The sequence below is a fragment of the Actinoallomurus sp. NBC_01490 genome, from assembly GCF_036227085.1.
GTDB classification, from domain to species: domain Bacteria; phylum Actinomycetota; class Actinomycetes; order Streptosporangiales; family Streptosporangiaceae; genus Actinoallomurus; species Actinoallomurus oryzae.
The window spans coordinates 7,589,840-7,608,622 of the sequence record NZ_CP109433.1 but is presented as its reverse complement, the minus strand read 5'-3'; the positions used below and the strand labels follow the sequence as shown (position 1 = coordinate 7,608,622).

Sequence of the window (18,783 nt, the reverse complement as noted above, 5' to 3'; positions counted from 1 at the left end):
ACCCGGTCCTCAGGACCCCGCCCGGGGGACCGGACTGGTGGTGGCGGGGCGCACGCCCGCCGCTTGACCGGCCAGCAGCGCCGCGCCCCGTGCGCCCGCCTGTACCGCCGTGCTCCGCCGGGCGCCCCCGAAGGCCCGGCGGCGCAGCTCGACCATCGCCTCGCTGTGCGCCCATCCGCCGGTCATCACCACTTGCCCGTACGGGCCCGCGGCGGCCGACATGATCTGCTGCAGGCGTTCCAGCTCGGCGGTCGCCTCATCCAGCGCGGCCCGCCAGACGGCCGCCGGCGTTCCGTCGCGCCCGGCGCCGGAGATGGTCGCGGTGCCGTCGTCGGCGAGCCGGACGCGCAGCGGTCCCGGATCCGTCTCCAGGGCCGCGCGGTCCAGCTCCGGCAGGTCGTCGCGCTCCCGGCCGAGCAGCCGCAGAACGTGCTGCAGCAGCAGGCCGCCGCGCGTGGCGCCGAGGACGGACAGCCGGCCGGGCAGGGCGTGCCAGCCCACGGTCACTCCGTGCCGGGTGAGCTCGACGACCGCGGGTTCGGGCAGCGGCGCCGGCACCGTGCGCACGAGCGCCTCGGCGGTGCCGCACGAGTCGAGGACGTCGCCGTCTCCGGTGGCGGCGGCGCCGACGGCGGCCGCCTGGTGGTCGTGCCCGGCGACGGTGAGCACGGCGCCGGCGAGCCGGTCGCCGGCCCGGTCCGGGGCGGCCCGGCCGAGCGGCGTCCCGGCCTGCACCAGCGGCGGGAGCAGTGACCGGTCCGCGCCCGCCCACTCCAGCGTCGGCTCCCACCACGTCCGGTCGCGCAGGTGCAGCCAGCCCGTGCGCGAGGCGAGGGAGTACTCCGACGCCTGCTCGCCGCCCAGCGCGTACACCACCCACTCGCCGACGTTCAGCCGCCGCACGGCCCGCTCGATCCGGGCGTCGTGTTCGCGCATCCAGCGGTGCTTGGTGAGCGACCACTGGGTGCCGAGCGGCAGGCCCGTCGCCGCCGCGAACTCCTCCTCGCCGAGGTCGTCGGCCAGCCGTGCGGCCTGGTCGCGGTCGCGGCTGTCGTGCCAGGCGATGAGCGGCGCGACCGGCCGGCCGTCCGGCCCGAGCAGCACCCCGGACTCGGCCATGCCGGCCACGCCCAGGCCGATGACCTGGCCTTCCGGTGCCCGCGCCAGCGCGTCGGCGAGGGCGGCACGTACCGTGGACAGCACCTGCCCGGGGTCGGTCTCGGTCCCGAGAGCCGTCCCGACGGACACGGTGCGCCAGGCGAGCGGAGCGCTTCCGTGGGCGAGCTCCTGGCCTTCGGCCGTACAGACGGCGGCCTTGACGGAACTGGTCCCCACATCGAGGCCAACCAGCAGGTCAGGCACGGTGAGCCACCAATCGAAGTTGCGTTTCATCCTGGTTAATTCGGGATTACATGGTTATAGTTGGGATTCGTTGGAATCGTCAACCCCCAGTTCAGAGCTCTTTTTCGATGGAGGGCATGTGTCCCTGACCGGTACCGGCGAGCTGGTCGCCGCCGCGCGCGACGCCGGCCGTGGCGTCGGAGCGTTCAACGTGATCACCGTTGAGCACGCCGAGGGCATCGTGGCCGGCGGGGAGCTGGCCGGCGCCCCGGTGATCCTGCAGATCAGCCAGAACGCGGTCCGCTACCACGACGGCCGGGTCGAGCCGCTCGCGGCGGCCTGCGCCCGGCTCGCCGAGACCGCCGGCGTCCCGGTCGCCCTGCACCTCGACCACGTCGACGACCTGGACCTGCTGCACCGAGCGGCGGACGCGGGCTTCGGCTCGGTGATGTACGACGCGTCGCGGCTCGGCTATGCCGACAACGTCGCCGCCACCCGGTCGGCCGCCGACTGGGCCCACGCCAACGGCCTCTGGCTCGAGGCCGAACTGGGCGAGGTCGGCGGCAAGGACGGCGTGCACTCGCCGACCGCGCGTACGAAGCCGGCCGAGGCCGCGGAGTACGTCTCCGCCACCGGCGTCGACGCCCTCGCCGTCGCGGTCGGCAGCTCGCACGCGATGACCGTCAAGGCCGCGCGCCTCGACATCGACCTGGTCGGCGAGATCCGCGCCGCCGTGCCCGTCCCGCTCGTGCTGCACGGCTCCAGCGGCGTCCTGGACGAGGACCTGCGGCAGGCCGTCGCCGCCGGCCTCACCAAGATCAACGTAGGCACCCAGCTCAACGTCGCCTTCACCGCCGCCGTGCGCGATGCGCTCGCCGACCCCGCCCTGACCGATCCCCGCAAGTACCTCCGGCCCGCGCGCGACGGAGTGGCCGCCGCGGTCGCCGGCATTCTCCGCACCATCTCCGGCGGGTGACCCGGCCCCGAAGCCGGGAGAGGCGTTGATCCTTTACGTGTAGTCAGGTTCTAATGTCCGGGAGATGAGGAGCGCCGGCCGAACGCCAGGACACAGACCGCCGTGCGCGGCGACGAGGACCGGTCGCACGCGCGCTACCGTGCTCGCATGGTGATCCGAGCATGAGGCTGACCATCCTGGGCGGAGGCGGATTCCGCGTGCCGCTCGTCTACCGGGCCCTCCTGGCCGACCAGGGCAAGGGACGCGTCACCGAGGTGGTCCTGCACGACCTCGATCCGGCGCGCACCGCGGTGATCGGCCGGGTGCTGGCGGACCAGGCCGCCGGGGTCCCGGACCCCCCGTCGGTGACGGCGACCACCGACCTCGACGAGGCCCTGACCGGCACCGACTTCGTCTTCTCCGCCATCCGCGTCGGCGGCACGGAGGGGCGGGTCGCCGACGAGCGCATCGCCCTGGAGGAAGGCGTCCTGGGCCAGGAGACGGTCGGCGCGGGCGGCATCGCGTACGGCCTGCGCACGGTCCCGGTCGCGGTGCGGATCGCCCGGCGGGTCGCCGCGGTCGCGCCGGACGCCTGGGTCATCAACTTCACCAACCCGGCGGGCCTGGTGACCGAGGCGATGTCCCGGCACCTCGGCGACCGGGTGATCGGCATCTGCGACTCGCCGGTCGGGCTCGGCCGGCGCGTCGCCGCCGCGCTCGGCGTCGACCCGGCGATCGCCTGGTTCGACTACGCGGGCCTCAACCACCTCGGCTGGCTGCGGGCCGTCCGCGTCGGTGGCCGCGACGTGCTGCCGGACCTGCTGGCGGACGAGGCGGCGCTGACCTCCTTCGAGGAGGGCCGGCTGTTCGGCGCCGAGTGGCTGCGCGCGATCGGCGCGATCCCCAATGAGTACCTGCACTACTACGACTTCAACCGCGACGCGGTCGCGGCGATGCGCGCCGCGGAGCGCAGCCGCGGCGCGCTCGTGCTCGAGCAGCAGCGCGACTTCTACGCGCGCCCCGCGGGCGGTCCGGGATCCGCGCTGGAAGCGTGGGAGGCCACGCGGCGGGCACGCGAGTCCACCTACATGGCCGAGAACCGCGAGGCCGCGGGCGCCGGTGAGCGTGCGGCCGGCGACCTGGAGTCGGGGGGATACGAGAAGGTCGCCCTGGCGCTCATGCGCGCGATCGCCCACGACGAGCGCACCACCCTGATCCTCAACGTGCGCAACCGCGGTGCCCTCGCCGGTCTCGACGACGACGCGGTGGTCGAGGTGCCCTGCTTCGTCGACGGCAACGGCGCCCGGCCGGTCACCGCCGACCCCCTCACGGGCCACGCGCTGGGCCTGGTCACCACGATCAAGGCGGTCGAGCGCGCGGTGCTGACGGCTGCCACCACCGGCTCGCGGGCCGCCGCGCTGCGCGCGCTGGCGACCCATCCGCTGGTCGACTCGGTCGCGGTGGCGCGACGGCTCCTCGAACGCTACGAGACGGACTCTCCTCATCTCGGGTACCTACGCGGGAAGGCGGATCGCTGATGCACGACGATCGCAGGCAGGTCGAGGACCGGCTGGACCGGGTGGTGCGCGAACGCCTCGCGCCCGCGACGTACGCCGAGCGGCTGCCGATGACGGCCGAGGTCTGGCACGTTCCAGGCGAGCCGGTGCCGGTCGCCGAGGCCCTCGCCGCCGCGTACACCCCGTTCGCGCCCGGCGACCGCTGGGGCCGCGCCTGGGCGACGAGCTGGCTGCGGGCCACCGCGACCGTGCCGGCGGAGTGGGCGGGCCGCCGCGTCGAGGCCGTCTTCGACCTGGGGTTCACCGGCCGCGGGCCGGGCTTTCAGGCCGAGGGGCTCGTGCACGACCTCGACGGCCGGCCGATCAAGGGCATCGAGCCGCTGAACCAGTACGTCCCGGTCGGCGACGCCGTGACCGGCGGCGAGGAGGTCGGCCTGCTCGTCGAGATGGCCGCCAACCCCGACATCCTCGGCGACGGGTTCGTCCCGACGCCCCTGGGCGACCTGGCGACCGCCGGCGACGAGCCGCTCTACCGGTTCGGCGGCGCCGACCTCGCCGTGCTCGACGAGGACGTCTGGCACCTGCGGCTCGACGTCGAGGTGCTGTCGGAGCTGATGCACGAGCTGTCCACCGGCGACCCGCGCCGCCACGAGATCCTGCGCGCGCTCGAACGCATGCTGGACGAGCTGGACATCCACGATGTCGCCGGCACGGCCGCGCGGGCGCGCGCGACGCTGACCGAGGTGCTCTCCCGGCGCGCGCACGCGAGCGCGCACACCATCTCCGCCACGGGCCACGCGCACATCGACAGCGCCTGGCTCTGGCCGATCCGCGAGACCCAGCGCAAGACCGCGCGGACCTTCGCCAACGTCACCGCGCTCGCCGGGGACTACCCCGAGCTGGTGTTCTCCTGCTCGCAGGCGCAGCAGTACGCCTGGGTGCGCGACCGCTACCCGGAGATCTTCCAGCGGATGCGCGACGCCACCAAGGCCGGGCAGTGGGCGCCCGTCGGCGGCATGTGGGTGGAGGCCGACGGCAACCTGCCGGGCGGGGAGGCGCTGGCCCGTCAGCTCGTCCACGGCAAGCGGTTCTTCCTGGAGGAGTTCGGGGTCGAGACCCGCGGGGTGTGGCTGCCCGACTCGTTCGGCTATACCGCGGCGTACCCGCAGCTCGCCGTGCTGGCCGGCAACGAGTGGTTCCTCACCCAGAAGATCTCCTGGAACCAGACGAACAAGTTCCCCCACCACACGTTCTGGTGGGAGGGCATCGACGGCACGCGCATCTTCACCCACTTCCCGCCCGCCGACACCTACAACGGCACGTTCGCCGGCGCCGAGCTGGCCCACGCGGTGCGCAACTACGCCGACAAGGGCGGCGGCACCCGCTCGCTCCTGCCGTTCGGCCACGGCGACGGCGGTGGCGGCCCCACCCGGGAGATGCTGGAGAAGGCCCGGCGGCTGCGCGACCTCGAAGGATCGCCCAAGGTCGTGGTGGAGAACCCGGACGCGTTCTTCGCCGCCGCCCGCGCGGAGTACCCCGACGCGGCGGTCTGGACGGGCGAGCTGTACCTGGAGCTGCATCGCGCCACGTACACCACCCAGGCGCGGACGAAGGCGGGCAACCGACGCAGCGAGCACCTGCTGCGCGAGGCGGAGCTGTGGGCGGCCACCGCCGCGCTGACCGCCGGCTTCGACTACCCGTACGAGGACCTGGACCGGCTGTGGAAGACCGTGCTGCTGCACCAGTTCCACGACATCCTGCCGGGTTCCTCGATCGCCTGGGTGCACCGGGAGGCGGAGGCCACCTACGCGCGGGTGCACGCCGAGCTGGAGGAGATCACGCGTGCCGCGACGGCCGCGCTGGCGGGGGAGAGCGGCCCCGGGCGGGTGTTCAACACGAGCCCGCGGGCGCGCGCGGAGGTCGTGACCGTACCCGCGGAACTCGCCCCGGACGCGGCCGCCCAGACGCTCGCCGACGGGTCGGTGGCGGTGTTCACCGAGGTCCCGGGCTCGGGGACGGCGCCGCTCGGCGCCTCGGCACCGCCCGAGCCGGTCACGGTGGACGGGCGCGTCCTCGACAACGGCCTCGTCCGGGTGGAGGTCGACGCGGACGGCCTGCTGGCCTCCGTACGCGACCTCGTGGCCGATCGTGAGCTGCTCGCACCCGGTGCCCGCGGCAACCTGCTCCAGCTGCACACCGACCTGCCCAACCACTGGGACGCCTGGGACGTCGACCGGCACTACCGGCGGCGGCACACCGACCTCACCGACGCCGACTCCGTGACCGTGGTGGACGAGGGACCGCTGGTCGCCTCCGTGCGCGTGGACCGCTCGTTCGGCGGCTCCCGGATCACCCAGACGATCACGGTGACCGCCGGCAGCCCCGCCGTGCGGATCGACACCGAGATCGACTGGCACGAGCGGGAGAAGATCCTCAAGCTGGCGTTCCCGCTCGATGTGCACGCCGACCGGTCCGCGGCCGAGATCCAGTTCGGCCATGTGCACCGCCCGACGCACACCAACACGAGCTGGGACTCGGCCCGGTTCGAGATCTCCTGCCACCGCTGGATCCACCTCGCCGAGGCCGGCTACGGCATCGCCCTGGCCAACGACGCCACGTACGGCCACGACGTCACCCGCACGACCCGCGAGGACGGCGGCACGACGACGACCGCCCGCTACAGCCTCGTACGCGCGCCGCGCAGCCCCGACCCCGAGGCCGACCAGGGGCGGCACCGCATGTCGCACACCCTGCTGCCCGGGGCGACCGTCGCCGGCGCGGTGGCGGGCGGGTACGCGCTCAACCTGCCCCTGCGGGTGACCGCCGGCGGGTCCGGACCGGCGCCGCTGGTGTCCGTCGAGGGCGACGCGGCCTCCGTCGAGGCGGTCAAGCTGGCCGACGACCGGTCCGGTGACGTCGTCGTGCGCGTGTACGAGTCCCTCGGCGGGCGGGCGAGCACGCGGCTGCACACGTCGTTCCCGGTCGCCTCGGTAGAGGTCACCGACCTGCTGGAGCGGCCGCTGCCGGACCGGCCGGTGGCGCTCGACGGCGACGGGAGCGTCCCGCTCACCCTCCGCCCGTTCCAGGTGCTGACCCTGCGGCTGCGCCCGGCCGGATGACGACCGTACGCGTCGCGACGCTCAACCTCTGGGGCCGGCGCGGCCCCTGGAAGGACCGGCTCGGTCTGATCCAGGCCGAGCCGGCCCGGCTCTCGCCGGCCCTCGTCGGCCTGCAGGAGGTCATGCGCGACGAACGGTCGGGTTCGTGCCAGGCCGCGCCGATCGCCGCCGGGCTCGGGTACGAGGTCGCGTACGCGCCCGCCGCGCGGTTCGACGAAGGCGTCCTGGGCAACGCGCTGCTCAGCGGGCTGCCGATCCGCGAGCAGCGCGTCCTGCCGCTGCCCACCCCGCCGGGCGCCGAGGAGCGGGCGCTGCTGTACGCCGCCGTCGAGTCGGCCGCCGGCCTGCTCCCGGTGTTCGTCACCCATCTGGACTGGCAGGGCGATCACGGAGCGGCACGCCTCGCGCAGGTCCGGTTCATCGCCGCGCGGGCCGCCGAGCTCACCGGCGACCTGCCACCGGTGATCATGGGCGACTTCAACGCCGAGCCGGACGCCGACGAGATCCGCTATCTGCGGGGCCTGCACGTGGTGGACGGCGAGAGCGTGTGCTTCGCGGACGCGTGGATCCACGGCGGCGACGGGTCGGCGGGGGAGACGTTCTCCCGCGTCAACGACTACGCCCGCCGGGCCCGCGAGCCGTCGCGGCGTATCGACTACATCTTCACCGGCCGTACGGGCCTGCTCGGCGAGCCGCGCCACACCGAACTCGCCTTCGCCACGCCTACCGCAGGCGTGTGGCCCTCGGATCACTTCGGCCTGGTCAGCGACATCGTCATAGCGGCGGACTAATATTCGCGTTGACTTATATAAGCGGCTGCCGATAGCGTGGCCGCCGTGCACGCGTTCGACGTTCTCGGCGACCCGGTGCGCCGGCGGATCCTGGAGCTTCTCGCCGACGGTGAGAAGACCTCCGGTGCCGTCTGCGCGGTCATCCAGGAGGAGTTCGGCATCTCTCAGCCGGCGGTGTCACAGCACCTGCGGGTGCTGCGCGACGGAGGTTTCGCGACCGTGCGGCCCGAGGGGACCCGGCGACTCTACGCGGTGAACTCCGCCCCGCTGCGCGAGGTGGACGAGTGGCTCGACCGGTTCCGTCGCTACTGGACGCCGCACCTGGACGCGCTGGCCACCGAACTGGTCCGAGGCCGGCGCGAGCGCCGTCAGCCGAAGGAGAAGGAACAGTGATCGACGTCATCGAGCAGCTCAACAGCGTCACCCGCACCGTCGGCGACCGCGTCCTGGAGGCCGGCGAGGCCCGCGTCGTGACCCTCACCCGGACCTACGACGCCACCGTCGACGAGCTGTGGGACGCCTGCACGAACCCCGAGCGGATCCCGCGCTGGTTCCTGCCGATCTCCGGCGAGCTGAAGGAGGGCGGCCGATTCCAGTTCGAGGGCAACGCGGGCGGCACGATCGAGCGCTGTGCCCCGCCGGAGAGCTTCGCGACGACGTGGGAGTTCGCCGGCGGGCACAGCCGGATCGAGGTCCGCTTCGTCCCGGAGCCGGCGGGCGGCACCCGGTTCGAGCTCGAGCACACGATCCCGGTGGACGAGCACTGGACCGAGTTCGGCCCGGGCGCGGTCGGCATCGGATGGGAGATGGGGCTGCTCGGCCTCGACCTCCACCTGTCCTCGGGCGGAACCTTCGACCCGGCCGAGGGCGCAGCGTGGGCCGCCTCGGACGAGGCCCGGCGCTTCATGACCGTGAGCAGTGAGCGCTGGTGCGAGGCGCACATCGCCGGCGGCGCACCGGAAGAGGAGGCCCGCGGGGCGGCGGCCCGCACGACCGCCGCCTACACGGCCGTTCCCCCGCAGGAGTCCTGACCGCCGCTCACCCGTCGCGGCGGGTGAGCGACCAGGCACCGGCGCCCAGGGCCACCGCCGCGTACCCGCACAGCACCGCCAGCCCCGTCCAGGGCGACAGGTCGCCGGCCGCCGTCCGGGACACGCCGAGGGAGTCGCCGACGATGGCCAGCGGCACCCAGCGGACCGCCGCGGGCGCGACGGCGAGCAGCAGCTGCCCGGCGACGAAGACCACGCCGACGTACGTGGCGAGCGCGGCGGCCGAGTGACGGACGATCGCGCCCAGCCCGAGGCCGAACAACCCCATCAGCGCGATGCCCACGCCGGAGAGCACGACCGCGCGCAGCACGCCCGGCTGGCCGAGGCCCGGTGCGACCGGCCGGCCGTGCAGCGCGGCCCGGCCGGCGAGGAACGCGACGAACGCCGTCACCTCGCCGAGCACGAGCGTCACCAGGCCGAAGACCGTCGCCTTGGCGGCCAGCAGCAGCGGGCGGTCCGGCACCGCGGCGAGCGTCGCGCGGATCATCCCCGAGGAGTACTCGCCGGTCATCGTCAGCACGCCGAGGACACCGACCAGCAGCAGGCCGGGCGCGACGCCGGCGAGCACGTTGTTGGTCAGGTCGGCGGACGCGTCCTTGCTGTTCGCGCCCACCGCGACCCCGATCCCGGTGGCGCCGGCGACCGTGACCGCGAGCGTCCACCACGTCGAGCGCAGGGTCCGCAGTTTGATCCACTCCATCCGCGACGCGGCGGCGAAACGGTCGACGGTGGTGGTCATGACGTGCTCTCCTCACGGACGGGCCGGCCGCGGTGCTCGGCGGCGGCCGAGGTCAGGGTCGGGGACGCCTCCTCCAGGGAGCCGTACCGCGTGGACGGCTCCGCTGAGGTCCGGACGCGTTCATGGTCCCGGCGCGCGCCCGGTGGGCGCGATCGTGCGATCACGAGGATTCGGGGTTCGGTTTACCCCACCGGGTCCCGGACCGGAATCCACTCTCCTCGGTGATCGTCCGAGGTGGCCTGTGACCTGGCCCGAACCGGTCTCGGACGGACCTGTACGGCGGCTGGGCGCGGATTCACACTATGGCCGGGAACGCGCACCCCGCCGCGCGTGCCGGCGCATGAGGAGGACCACGTGAGACCACGGCGTCGTCGGATCGGAAGAGGAATCGGCGCGGTGATCGCGCTGGTCGCCGCCGCGCTGCTCGTCCCGGCCGCCGCACGGGCGGACACGGCCTCCGGCGAGACGCGTGCCCGGCAGGTGGCCCGGGCGCTGGGCGCGGTCCCCGGCACCGCCTGGCTGCTCGACCCCCGCTCGGACACCGTCGTCGTGCTCGCCGACCGTACGGTGACCGGCGCGCGGCTCGACCGGGTCGAGGCCGCGACCAGGCCCTACGGCGACGCCGTGCGGCTGCGGCGGATCGACGGCGTCCTCGGCCTGCGGCTGAGCGGCGGCGACCCGGTGACCGGCGGCGGATACCGCTGCACCGCGGGCGCCAACGTCACGGGCGGCGGCGCGTACTACTTCGTCACCGCCGGACACTGCGGAACGGCCGCGAGCACCTGGTACACCCTCGGCGGCGCCCTCATCGGCCCGACCGCCGGCACCAGCTTCCCGGGCAACGACTACTCGATCGTCCGCTACACCGGGAACGTGTCCCACGACGGCACGGTCGGCCAGCAGGACATCACCAGGGCCGGCAGCGCGTACGTCGGGGAGCACGTCTGCATGCGGGGCGGTACGACCGGCGTGCACTGCGGCACCGTACTGGCCCTGAACGCGACGGTGAACTACGCCGAGGGCACCCGGTGAACGGCCTGATCGAGACGAACCTCTGCGCCGAGCCGGGCGACAGCGGCGGCGCACTGTACGACGGCTCGACCCTGCTGGGCATCCTGTCCGGCGGCACCGGCGACTGCACCTCGGGCGGCGTCACGTTCTTCCAGCCGATCATCGAGATCCTCAACGCCTACGGCCTGGCCGTCTACTGACCAGCGAGCGATGTCCGCGAAGGTGTCCTCGTAGGTCTCTTCCACGATGAGCGAGAGCTTTACGGGGTACTCGCCGGCGGCGGTGAACGGCGCGACGTCGGGGTGCGGCCAACCAGGGTCGGCGGCGGCCGGCTTCCCGGAGGTCATGCGCAACGCGCCCGCCTGATGCGTCTCGACGACCACCTCGGCGCCGTGTTCGAGCCGGTACCGAGTCCCCTTGGCGAACAGGGGCTCAAGCGGTGCGGGCCGGAGCGGCCTCCAGGGCCGCTCGTCGGCGGAGAGCCCTTGCCCCAGAGCCTCCGGCCGGTCGCTCGCTCCGCGTCGGCGGACGCTCACGGCCGGCCGTTCAGGGCGATCCGGCCCTTGCGGTTGAGCCAGCGGCCGCCCGCGCGGAGGTGGGCGAGCCCGGCGCGCTGGAGCGAGGTCCGTGCCGTGAGCTCGTCCAGCGGTGTCGCGAGGGTGCCGAACACGAAGCGGAGGAAGTCCTCGGTGCCGTCCTCGCCGCCCGGCAGGAGCTCGAAGCGGCGCTGGAAGCGGAGGATGTTGGAGTCGGCGGGGAGGTACTCCGCGAGCGTCGGGTCCAGCAGCCACGAGCCGCACGTCACCTCGTCGTACGGCTCGTCCGGAAAGTGCCGGGGGAAGAACTCCCGTGCCCACGCGAACGACGTGTCGCACGCTCTCGGGGTGAGCGGCCCGGAGCGGGGGATGTGCAGCGCCAACGCCCGCGACTCCGGGGTCTGCCGCCGCTGGAACTGGAGCCGGCCCAGCTCGTAGATGCCGCCGCGGACGTGCAGGGTCAGCCACTGGAGCATCACGGGCCAGCCCTCGCCGTTCATGCGCCGGTCGATGGCGAGGTTGCGGCCGAGGTCGGCGAGCGTGGTCCACGAGACGTCGTCCGGGACGCCGTGCCGCGCGTGGTACGCGCGCACGTCGTTCAGCAGGGCGAGGTAGGCGTAGACGTAGAAGTGCCGCCAGGCGGGACCGCGGTCACGCGGCAGCGAGGGGCCCGGCACCAGCCACGCGGCCCCGCCCAGGTCCGCGCGCACGGCGGCGACGACCTTCCCGAGGAGCCAGCCGAGCTCGGGCGGCCAGTCGCCGGACGGCCAGCCCGCGAGGATCTCCGCGGCGTCCCGCGGGGCGACCGCGAGCCGGTCGAGCAGCGCCGGCGCCTCCGCGTACGGCGGCAGGCGCGGCTCGGGCGGCGTCTCGCCGTCCAGCCCGCGCACCCGGGCGGCCGCCTCCGGCGGCAGGTGGAGTCGCTCGGCGACCTCGCTGGGGTTCCGTCGGCTCGTCACCCGATTCATTATCCGCCGGGCCGGACCTCCGTCTCCGGGTTTCCGCCGGCGTTCAGAACCGGCTCCAGGAGGGACAGGTAGCGGCCCGCCCAGTCGCGGAACGTCCACGTCTCCGGCCACCAGCGCAGGTGGTTGCGCTGGAAGAACTCCCACAGCAGCGCGCGGTCCTGGAGCAGGTAGGTCGTCGCGCGCCGGCGGAACCCCGGCCGGGGCGGGCGCGCCGTCAGGTAGGCGCCGAGGAAGGCGCGGGCCAGGGAGGGGTCCTCGTCGAGATAGGAGCACGCCGTCCGCGCCAGGTCCGCCTCCGGGTCGCCGAAGTAGCACTCGACCAGGTCGAAGACGCCGCTGACCGTCCAGTCGGCGCCCTCGCCGGTCACCACGAGGTTGCCCTCCTTGTAGTCCTCCACGACGAGGCACGGCCGGAACGGCTCGGCCATCGCCTCGGCGCCGTCGGCGAGGAGCCCGCGTACCCAGGCCAGGTCGGCGGGGGTGGTGGCGCTCCCGTCGTGGCCGCGGGCCGTCTCCAGCCGGTGCGTGACGCGCTCGGCGACCCACCGGGCGTACGGGCCGGTCCACGGCCTGCGGGGCCCGGCGCTCCAGGTCGACTCGCCGGGCGCCTCCAGCGGCCCGGCCGCTCCGGTCTCGGCCGCGAACCGGCCCGGCCGGTCGCTCGTGACCGCGTGCATCGCCGCGAGGTTGGCGCCCAGCGCCCGCGCGATGCCGTGTTTCTCCGCGGTGCCCAGGCGGTCGCGGACCTCCGGGGCGGACGGCTGGAGACCGGGCATGCGCGGCATGATGACGTAGCTCCACCCGAACACGCCGGGGTCCGGGTCGATCCGGTACGGCGTCGGGACCGGCACCCGCGTCGCCCCGGCCAGCAGTTCGACGTGGAACCGTTCGGTGGCGAACTGGCCCGGGAACGACGGGTTGCCGCGCAGCACGTACTCGCCGCCGGTGCTGCGCAGGAAGAGGTTCTGCCCGAAGTGCCCGTGCGGGATCGGCTCGGCGTCGACGAGGCGGCCCAGCCGATGACGGTCGAGGGCGGCCTGGAGCTGCCGGTCCGTGATCCGCCCGAGGCGCTCGGAGTAGGTTCTCGGCGTCATGGGTCAGCCCTTCAGCGCGGTCTCGCCGACGTCGGCGGCCGGTTCGGTGGCAGGGGCGGCGGGCGCGGGCGGCGGCTCTCCGAGCCCGTACCAGCTCCGACGGATGAAGGCGCACAGGAGGGTCCCGTAGCTGACCGCCCAGAAGATCGAGCCGAGGTCGAGCCGGTGCCAGCCGGAGCGCGACAGCAGGTGGCGGGCGATGGCCGCGGCGAGCAGCACGACGAGGGCGATGTGCGGCGCCACCTCCTTGAGGTACAGCCCGGCCCGCCGGTCCTTGCGGGTGACCCGGTACGCCGGCTTGCGGCGCGGCCCGTACCGCAGCGCGCGCAGGCAGGCGGAGATGTAGACGAACATCAGCCCCACCCACATCTGCTTGGCCCGCACGACCTCGCGCCAGGACGTGCCGTTGCCCAGCACGTACATGTACACCGCAAGCAGCGTGACGTACCCGGCCGAGTAGACGACGTGCGCGACGACGTGCTGGGAGAACATGCGCACGTCGAACAGCAGGCAGCACGCCGGGGTGAGGATCAGCACGAGCGTCGGCACGCTCGACAGGTAGAACAGCCCGACCTCCAGGAACTGCAGCCGCTGCCGGAACGACAGGCCGCGCGCGGTCAGCGGCGACTTCCAGAAGAAGATCCTCATGGTGTCCATCGCCCAGGTGCCGAGCTGCTTGCGGACGTTGGGCAGGTCCTCGGGCGCGACCTGGCCGACCGCCCCGTCGATCGGCAGGTACGCCCCGAGCAGGCCGTGCTGGAGCGCGAGGTAGCCGGAGTACAGGTCCTCGACCAGGTTCCAGGTGGGAAAGCCGCCGATCGTCTCGAGGCCCGACCGCCGCCACACGAGCCCGCTGCCGCAGGGGAACGCCGCCCCGGCCGCGGCCCGCGAGAGCATGATGCCCCGGTAGAAGAACCGGCGCCGGTTGCCGAACGGGTCGCCGGGGCTCACGTGCGCGTCCTTGACGGTCTGCACGTACGCGATGCCCGGATGGCGGACGAGGTGCCCGACCGTGTGCCGCAGGAAGTCCGGGTCGCCCACGAGATCGTCGGCGTCACGGGTCTCGACGAACTCGACCTCCGGGTACGCGCGGACGACGAAGTCCAGCATGGAGTTGAGGTTGCCGTCCTTGGCGTCGCCCCGTCGCTCCGGCGTGTGCCGGCGTGGCGGACGGTGGTAGTGCAGCGGCGCGGTCGGGAAGCGCCGTCGCAGGTCCTCCACCATCGCCCGTACGGCGGGGCGGTGCCCGTCGTCGCCGATCACCACGACGAGGCGGTCGTGGCGCCACCGCTGGGTGAGCACGCTCTCCAGGGTCCGCCGCACCATCGCCGGGGGCTCGTTGTAGGTGGGCACGAGCACGGCGACGTACGGTTCGGCGAGGTCGGGCGGCGCGGCGACGGCGAGCGGCAGCCGGTTCCAGTTGTCGTACACGGTGACGAACAGCAGGCCGATGAGGAAGGCGTTCGCCAGCAGGAAGGGAAGCGACACCCACAGGTCGCGAACGGTGAGGTCGGCGACGATCCAGCCCGCGTAGATCAGCGACGCCACGATGAGCGTGACACCGGTCCCCTTGCGAATGCTGTTGCTTTCCCACGATTTGCCCGGCATCAGCGAATGAGACGTGAATCGCCGCCCGACGGTTCCCGTGGCCGGAGGAGGAAACCGATTCCGCTCGACGCGCCCTGCCCGGTTCGCGATGATGACCCGGACACGCGACGACTAGGGAGGCATCGTGACGGGTTCGGCGCCGACTTCGGAGCTCAGCGGCTGGAAGAGTGCCCCGTTCACCGGGGCCGGGATCACGCATGACGTGTACGAGAAGGGCGACGGACCCGGTGTCGTGCTCGTCCCGGAGGTCCCAGGCATCTCGCCCGAGGTACTCGGCCTGGCCGATCACCTGGTCGAACAGGGATTCACGGTCGCCATCCCGTCGCTGTTCGGCACGCCGGGCCGGCCGGTCACCGGCCCGTACTCCGCCGGGACGATCGCCCGGCTCTGCGTGTCGGCCGAGTTCCGCGCCTTCGCGACCAACGCCCACCGGCCCGTCGCGGACTACCTGCGTGAACTCGCCCGCGATCTCGCGGCCCGCACGCCGGGTCCCGGCGTCGGCGTCATCGGCATGTGCTTCACCGGCGGGTTCGCCCTGGCGACCGCCGTGGACGAGGTCGTGCTGGCCTCGGTGCTCAGCCAGCCGGCGGTGCCCTTCCCGGTCAGCGGCGCCCGCCGGCGCGATCCGGGGCTCTCCCAGGACGAACTCGCCACCGTGGCCGACCGTACGACCGGATCCGGCCTGTGCCTGCTCGGGCTGCGCTTCAGCGCCGACCGCATGTGCCCGCCGGACCGCTTCGCGACCTTGCGGGAGCGTCTCGGTGACGCGTTCGAGATCATCGAGCTGGACTCCTCGCCGGGCAACGCCGGCGGCTTCGGCCGGGCGGCGCACTCGGTGCTGACCGCCGAGGTGCGCGAGGAGCCCGGCCACCCGGCCCTCGCCGCCCGCGAGCGGGTCGTGGAGTTCCTGCGCGAGCGGCTCATCCCGGGCTGAGCCGGTCCGTCAGCCGGGCAGCGGCCGGATCAGCGGGTCGAGGCTCGCGCGCGTCGGCGACGGTGATGAAGTCCGGCTCCGCGATCCGCCGCACCTCGGTCAGGTCGGCATGCTCGTAGAAGTGCCCGCCGACATCCGCGGCGGTAGTTCTGTCAGCTTCTCGTGTGAAGCTTCGAGCTTGCAGGTAGGGCCTCGCTGGCTGTGAGGTTGCCTCCCGCGTCTTGGCCATCAGACCTATGAGCTGGTGGCCGGGACGCGTGACTTACGCCCCGCGTTCCACACGGTCTCGCCTCGCTGGGCGATGTTGTGGGAAGCGTTCCGGTCCGCGTGCGCAACGACGCCGCAGCCCCGGCAAATGAAATGTCTCTGGTCCACGCGGCTCTTTTCGTCCGTGTGGCCGCACTCGCAGCATGTTTGGGAGGTGTGCCGGGGATCGACGAAGACCACGGGCACACCAGCTCTGCGGGCCTTGTAGACGATGAACTCCCCGAGTTGGGCGAAGGCCCAGGAGTGGAAGGTGACCCGTTGGGGCCTGCGGAGCCGTACCCGGTCGCGGATTCCCTTGAGTTTTTCGAGAGAGATTCCTCGCCCGGTGCGTTCAGCCTCGGTCACGATCCTCTTGGAGATGCAGTGGTTGATGTCCCTGGCCCGCCGTGCTTCCTTGCGGGAACGCTTCTTCAGGAGCCGCTTCGCGGACTTGGTGCCCTTCTTCTGGAGCCTGGCCCGCAAGCGCTGCTGCCGTCTGCGGTAGCGGTTGAGCTCGCGTCCGGCGGCCTTGTAGCCGCTGCTGGTGGTGGCGATGTTCTCGATGCCGAGGTCTACGCCGATGAACTCGTCCGGCTCGTACATCTCCGGCTCGGGCACCTCGCAGGTGGCGATGAGATACCACGCGCCGTCACGACACAGCAGATCAGCCTCGCCCTTGCGGTACGCAGCGAGGGTCTTCAATGCCCCAGGGGAACAGACGAACGGTATGCCCTTCATGCGCCCCTGCCGAGTCGTAATTGCTACCGTCTGGGCGTCGATGTCCCAGCCCATGTTGCGGTGGTCGTACGCCTGCGCCGCATCAGCACGGAAGATGATCGGCTTGGACTCGGCTTTGCGGCGCCGCTTGGAGTTCCCCGGCCCGAGGTTCCCGGCCTTGATATTGGCGCGCAGCGTCGTGTAGGCGTCCACGACCTTCTTGATGAGCTGCTGCGCGGCGGCAGACTTGATGCCCCGTTCACGCAGCCCGGCATACACCAGCTTCCGCAGTGCATGCTCACGCACCGTCAGCCCGAAATGCTCATAGGCGACTTCAGGCACCCAATTGGCGCCCTCGTTGCACCCATAAAGCTCATCACCCAAAGCCGTCGCCACCTCGGCGGTCGGCCGGAGTTTCACGGACACAACGATTTTCACGAACGCGACCATGGCATTGCGCCGCGTAACCTTGTTTTTACTCGGAGATATCGGCCTCGCATCTTCGACGACGCCATGTCTCATCCGCTGGGAACTGGAAGTCCATCGGCCGCATCAACCCGAACTGAGCCCGGACGGACGGGGCGGGGGCGTCCCAACACTCGCATGAAGTCTCCTCACAGCGACACGGCACGGGGACCGTCCGGCTCCACGGTTTGCAACAGTCCCCATACGAAATGGGCGACGTACGAGCGCGCGGCGGCGTTCTCGCCCGGAGCCGTGAAGCCCACCTGCCACCGGCTCGGCACCGTGTCGGCCTGGTGGCGGGCCGGCGGGAAGCGCTCCGCCACGTCGGAGACGACACACGACCACGGCGTCAGGTCCGCGACGCCGTCGATCCGCGGTCCCGGAGCCCCTTCCGGCCGGACCAGCCACTCGTGCAGCACCGACCCGCCGGGCCCGATGAGGGCCTCGAACCGCAGATCGGGCCAGAGCGGCAGGTCCCACCAGTCCGTACGGCAGGTCACGTCGCCCACCGTCCGCTCGGCGCCGTCGGCGGGCGGCCCGAGCACGAGGCGCAGCCGGCGCTCACCGCCGGGAAAGGCCCGCGACCGCAGGATCCGCTGCCAGCGGGCGTTCACCTGTCGCATCTCGGTGCGCGAGGCCCCCAGCGAACGCATCGCCCCGGCCACCAGGTCGGGCTGGTAGTCGGCCATGCGCCGCAGCAGCACGAGCTGGAACTCCCGGCGGGCGAACCCCTTCATGACCGTCCATCAAACCATCGTGTGTTCCAGGAGGAGTTCGGCGACCCGGCGGGGGAGGCCGGGGGAGAGGAACGTGTGCCCCATGCCCGGAACCGTCCGCAGCCGGGCGCCGGGGATCTGGGCGGCGAGCGCCTCGCCGTGCGGCAGTGGCCGGAGCGGGTCCTCGGTACCGTGCACGACCAGTGTCGGCGCCGTGATCGACGACAGCGGGACGCGCCGGTCGTCGGTCATCCGCCGGGAGGCCAGGTCGTGGTTGGCCGCCGCGGCGGGGTCGCCGGCACTGTCGTAGGAGTCGGCCACGAGCCGCCGGGCGGCCGGCTCGTCGAAGGGCAGCACGTCGCCGTTCAGCACGCGCCAGGTCTCCAGGTCCGCGGCGATGCGCTCTTCGCGGGTCGTGCGCGGCATCCGAGCCTTCCGGGCCAGGTGCTCCAGGAACCGGGGCGCGGGCGGCGGCAGGTCGTCGGGGTCGGGCGTCTGCCCGGCCAGCGCGCGTGCCCAGGCCGGACCGGCGTCCGCGCCCATCGGGCCCGACATGATCGCGGTCAGCGTACGGACCCGGTCGGGGCGGTGCACGGCGAGCCACTGGGCGATCGCGCCGCCGAGGGAGGCCCCCACGACGTGCGCGGCGGTGACGCCGTGCCCGTCGAGCACGGCGACGGCGTCGGCGGCCAGGTCCGCCAGCGTGTACGGGTGCGTGGCGAAGTCCACGCAGTCGGACCGGCCCGTGTCCCGGTGGTCGAAGCGGAGCACCTGGTGTCCGCCGCCGACGAGCGTCTCCACGAGTTCCGCGGGCCAGCCGATCGCCGGTGTGGCGGTCCCCATGATCAGCAGTATCGCCGGATCCTCCGGAGCGCCGGACCGTTCGGTCCACAGGCGCAGCCCGGCCGAGGTGACGAAGGTCCTTTCCGTGGAATTCATGGCCGCGAATATAGCGGACCAAATTGATTTTCGCATTT

At 72.9% G+C, this 18,783-nt stretch carries 18 protein-coding genes; 9 read left to right on the top strand and 9 right to left on the bottom strand.

Going from position 1 to position 18,783, the window contains the following annotated elements:
- Positions 1 to 9: 9 nt before the first annotated feature.
- Positions 10 to 1,362 carry an FGGY-family carbohydrate kinase gene (locus OG417_RS35150; protein WP_329238063.1) on the bottom strand — a complete coding sequence of 451 codons (1,353 nt, stop codon included), beginning with the start codon at positions 1,360 to 1,362 and terminating at the stop codon, positions 10 to 12.
- Between the two features lie 118 nt (positions 1,363 to 1,480).
- Here OG417_RS35150 and OG417_RS35145 point away from each other — a divergent pair, with 118 nt between their 5' ends.
- From OG417_RS35145 to OG417_RS35120, 6 genes are all read left to right on the top strand, one after another.
- On the top strand, positions 1,481 to 2,317 hold the full coding sequence (locus OG417_RS35145) for a class II fructose-bisphosphate aldolase (protein ID WP_329238059.1): 837 nt from the start codon (positions 1,481 to 1,483) through the stop codon (positions 2,315 to 2,317).
- A gap of 161 nt (positions 2,318 to 2,478) precedes the next feature.
- Positions 2,479 to 3,834, top strand: coding sequence for a 6-phospho-beta-glucosidase (locus OG417_RS35140; protein ID WP_329238056.1), 1,356 nt, complete (start codon positions 2,479 to 2,481; stop codon positions 3,832 to 3,834).
- Positions 3,834 to 6,932, top strand: a complete 3,099-nt coding sequence (locus tag OG417_RS35135; protein ID WP_329238052.1) for an alpha-mannosidase — start codon at positions 3,834 to 3,836, stop codon at positions 6,930 to 6,932. The genes OG417_RS35140 and OG417_RS35135 overlap by 1 nt, the downstream gene beginning before the upstream one ends.
- On the top strand, positions 6,929 to 7,723 hold the full coding sequence (locus tag OG417_RS35130; protein ID WP_329238049.1) for an endonuclease/exonuclease/phosphatase family protein: 795 nt from the start codon (positions 6,929 to 6,931) through the stop codon (positions 7,721 to 7,723). Before OG417_RS35135 ends, OG417_RS35130 begins: the two co-directional genes overlap by 4 nt.
- Before the next feature lie 45 nt (positions 7,724 to 7,768).
- Entirely contained in the window at positions 7,769 to 8,116 is a 348-nt protein-coding gene (locus OG417_RS35125; protein ID WP_329238046.1) for an ArsR/SmtB family transcription factor, read from the top strand.
- Positions 8,113 to 8,754, top strand: a complete 642-nt coding sequence (locus tag OG417_RS35120) for an SRPBCC family protein (RefSeq protein WP_329238042.1) — start codon at positions 8,113 to 8,115, stop codon at positions 8,752 to 8,754. The genes OG417_RS35125 and OG417_RS35120 overlap by 4 nt, the downstream gene beginning before the upstream one ends.
- A gap of 7 nt (positions 8,755 to 8,761) precedes the next feature.
- On the opposite strand, the gene OG417_RS35115 is transcribed toward OG417_RS35120, so the two are convergent.
- On the bottom strand, positions 8,762 to 9,511 hold the full coding sequence (locus OG417_RS35115) for a hypothetical protein (protein ID WP_329238039.1): 750 nt from the start codon (positions 9,509 to 9,511) through the stop codon (positions 8,762 to 8,764).
- A 396-nt stretch (positions 9,512 to 9,907) separates the two neighbouring features.
- Here OG417_RS35115 and OG417_RS35110 point away from each other — a divergent pair, with 396 nt between their 5' ends.
- Both OG417_RS35110 and OG417_RS35105 read left to right on the top strand, forming a co-directional pair.
- Positions 9,908 to 10,543: a S1 family peptidase gene (locus OG417_RS35110; RefSeq protein WP_329238036.1), complete on the top strand. Its 636-nt coding sequence runs from the start codon at positions 9,908 to 9,910 to the stop codon at positions 10,541 to 10,543.
- Entirely contained in the window at positions 10,540 to 10,722 is a 183-nt protein-coding gene (locus OG417_RS35105) for a trypsin-like serine protease (RefSeq protein ID WP_329238033.1), read from the top strand. Before OG417_RS35110 ends, OG417_RS35105 begins: the two co-directional genes overlap by 4 nt.
- Before the next feature lie 332 nt (positions 10,723 to 11,054).
- Here OG417_RS35105 and OG417_RS35100 read toward each other — a convergent pair whose 3' ends face one another.
- The 3 genes from OG417_RS35100 to OG417_RS35090 are packed head-to-tail and all read right to left on the bottom strand — an operon-like array spanning position 11,055 to position 14,728.
- Positions 11,055 to 12,017: an acyltransferase domain-containing protein gene (locus tag OG417_RS35100; protein WP_329238028.1), complete on the bottom strand. Its 963-nt coding sequence runs from the start codon at positions 12,015 to 12,017 to the stop codon at positions 11,055 to 11,057.
- Positions 12,018 to 12,025: 8 nt separating this feature from the next.
- Positions 12,026 to 13,120, bottom strand: a complete 1,095-nt coding sequence (locus tag OG417_RS35095) for a phosphotransferase family protein (protein ID WP_329238025.1) — start codon at positions 13,118 to 13,120, stop codon at positions 12,026 to 12,028.
- A 3-nt stretch (positions 13,121 to 13,123) separates the two neighbouring features.
- On the bottom strand, positions 13,124 to 14,728 hold the full coding sequence (locus OG417_RS35090) for a glycosyltransferase (RefSeq protein WP_329238023.1): 1,605 nt from the start codon (positions 14,726 to 14,728) through the stop codon (positions 13,124 to 13,126).
- A gap of 124 nt (positions 14,729 to 14,852) precedes the next feature.
- On the opposite strand from OG417_RS35090, the gene OG417_RS35085 reads away from it, so the two are divergent.
- Entirely contained in the window at positions 14,853 to 15,662 is an 810-nt protein-coding gene (locus OG417_RS35085) for a dienelactone hydrolase family protein (RefSeq protein WP_329238021.1), read from the top strand.
- Here the strand turns inward: OG417_RS35085 and OG417_RS35080 are convergent.
- The 4 genes from OG417_RS35080 to OG417_RS35065 all read right to left on the bottom strand — a co-directional run bounded on the left by OG417_RS35080 (position 15,649) and on the right by OG417_RS35065 (position 18,745).
- Positions 15,649 to 15,891, bottom strand: coding sequence for a hypothetical protein (locus tag OG417_RS35080; RefSeq protein WP_329238019.1), 243 nt, complete (start codon positions 15,889 to 15,891; stop codon positions 15,649 to 15,651). The genes OG417_RS35085 and OG417_RS35080 overlap by 14 nt on opposite strands.
- 5 nt (positions 15,892 to 15,896) lie before the next feature.
- Complete coding sequence (locus OG417_RS35075) at positions 15,897 to 17,075, bottom strand: RNA-guided endonuclease InsQ/TnpB family protein (RefSeq protein WP_329238016.1); 1,179 nt, start codon at positions 17,073 to 17,075, stop codon at positions 15,897 to 15,899.
- A gap of 164 nt (positions 17,076 to 17,239) precedes the next feature.
- Entirely contained in the window at positions 17,240 to 17,827 is a 588-nt protein-coding gene (locus tag OG417_RS35070; protein WP_329238013.1) for a hypothetical protein, read from the bottom strand.
- A gap of 9 nt (positions 17,828 to 17,836) precedes the next feature.
- Positions 17,837 to 18,745, bottom strand: coding sequence for an alpha/beta fold hydrolase (locus OG417_RS35065; protein ID WP_329238011.1), 909 nt, complete (start codon positions 18,743 to 18,745; stop codon positions 17,837 to 17,839).
- Positions 18,746 to 18,783: the final 38 nt, after the last annotated feature.

Excerpts from the sequence above, each read along its gene's own strand:
- OG417_RS35080 (WP_329238019.1), bottom strand. The coding sequence starts at position 15,891 with ATGGCCAAGACGCGGGAGGCAACCTCACAGCCAGCGAGGCCCTACCTG.
- OG417_RS35065 (WP_329238011.1), bottom strand. The coding sequence starts at position 18,745 with ATGAATTCCACGGAAAGGACCTTCGTCACCTCGGCCGGGCTGCGCCTG.
- OG417_RS35130 (WP_329238049.1), top strand. The coding sequence starts at position 6,929 with ATGACGACCGTACGCGTCGCGACGCTCAACCTCTGGGGCCGGCGCGGC.
- OG417_RS35075 (WP_329238016.1), bottom strand. The coding sequence starts at position 17,075 with ATGGTCGCGTTCGTGAAAATCGTTGTGTCCGTGAAACTCCGGCCGACC.
- OG417_RS35135 (WP_329238052.1), top strand. The coding sequence starts at position 3,834 with ATGCACGACGATCGCAGGCAGGTCGAGGACCGGCTGGACCGGGTGGTG.
- OG417_RS35140 (WP_329238056.1), top strand. The coding sequence starts at position 2,479 with ATGAGGCTGACCATCCTGGGCGGAGGCGGATTCCGCGTGCCGCTCGTC.
- OG417_RS35095 (WP_329238025.1), bottom strand. The coding sequence starts at position 13,120 with ATGACGCCGAGAACCTACTCCGAGCGCCTCGGGCGGATCACGGACCGG.
- OG417_RS35115 (WP_329238039.1), bottom strand. The coding sequence starts at position 9,511 with ATGACCACCACCGTCGACCGTTTCGCCGCCGCGTCGCGGATGGAGTGG.
- OG417_RS35090 (WP_329238023.1), bottom strand. The coding sequence starts at position 14,728 with ATGCCGGGCAAATCGTGGGAAAGCAACAGCATTCGCAAGGGGACCGGT.
- OG417_RS35070 (WP_329238013.1), bottom strand. The coding sequence starts at position 17,827 with ATGAAGGGGTTCGCCCGCCGGGAGTTCCAGCTCGTGCTGCTGCGGCGC.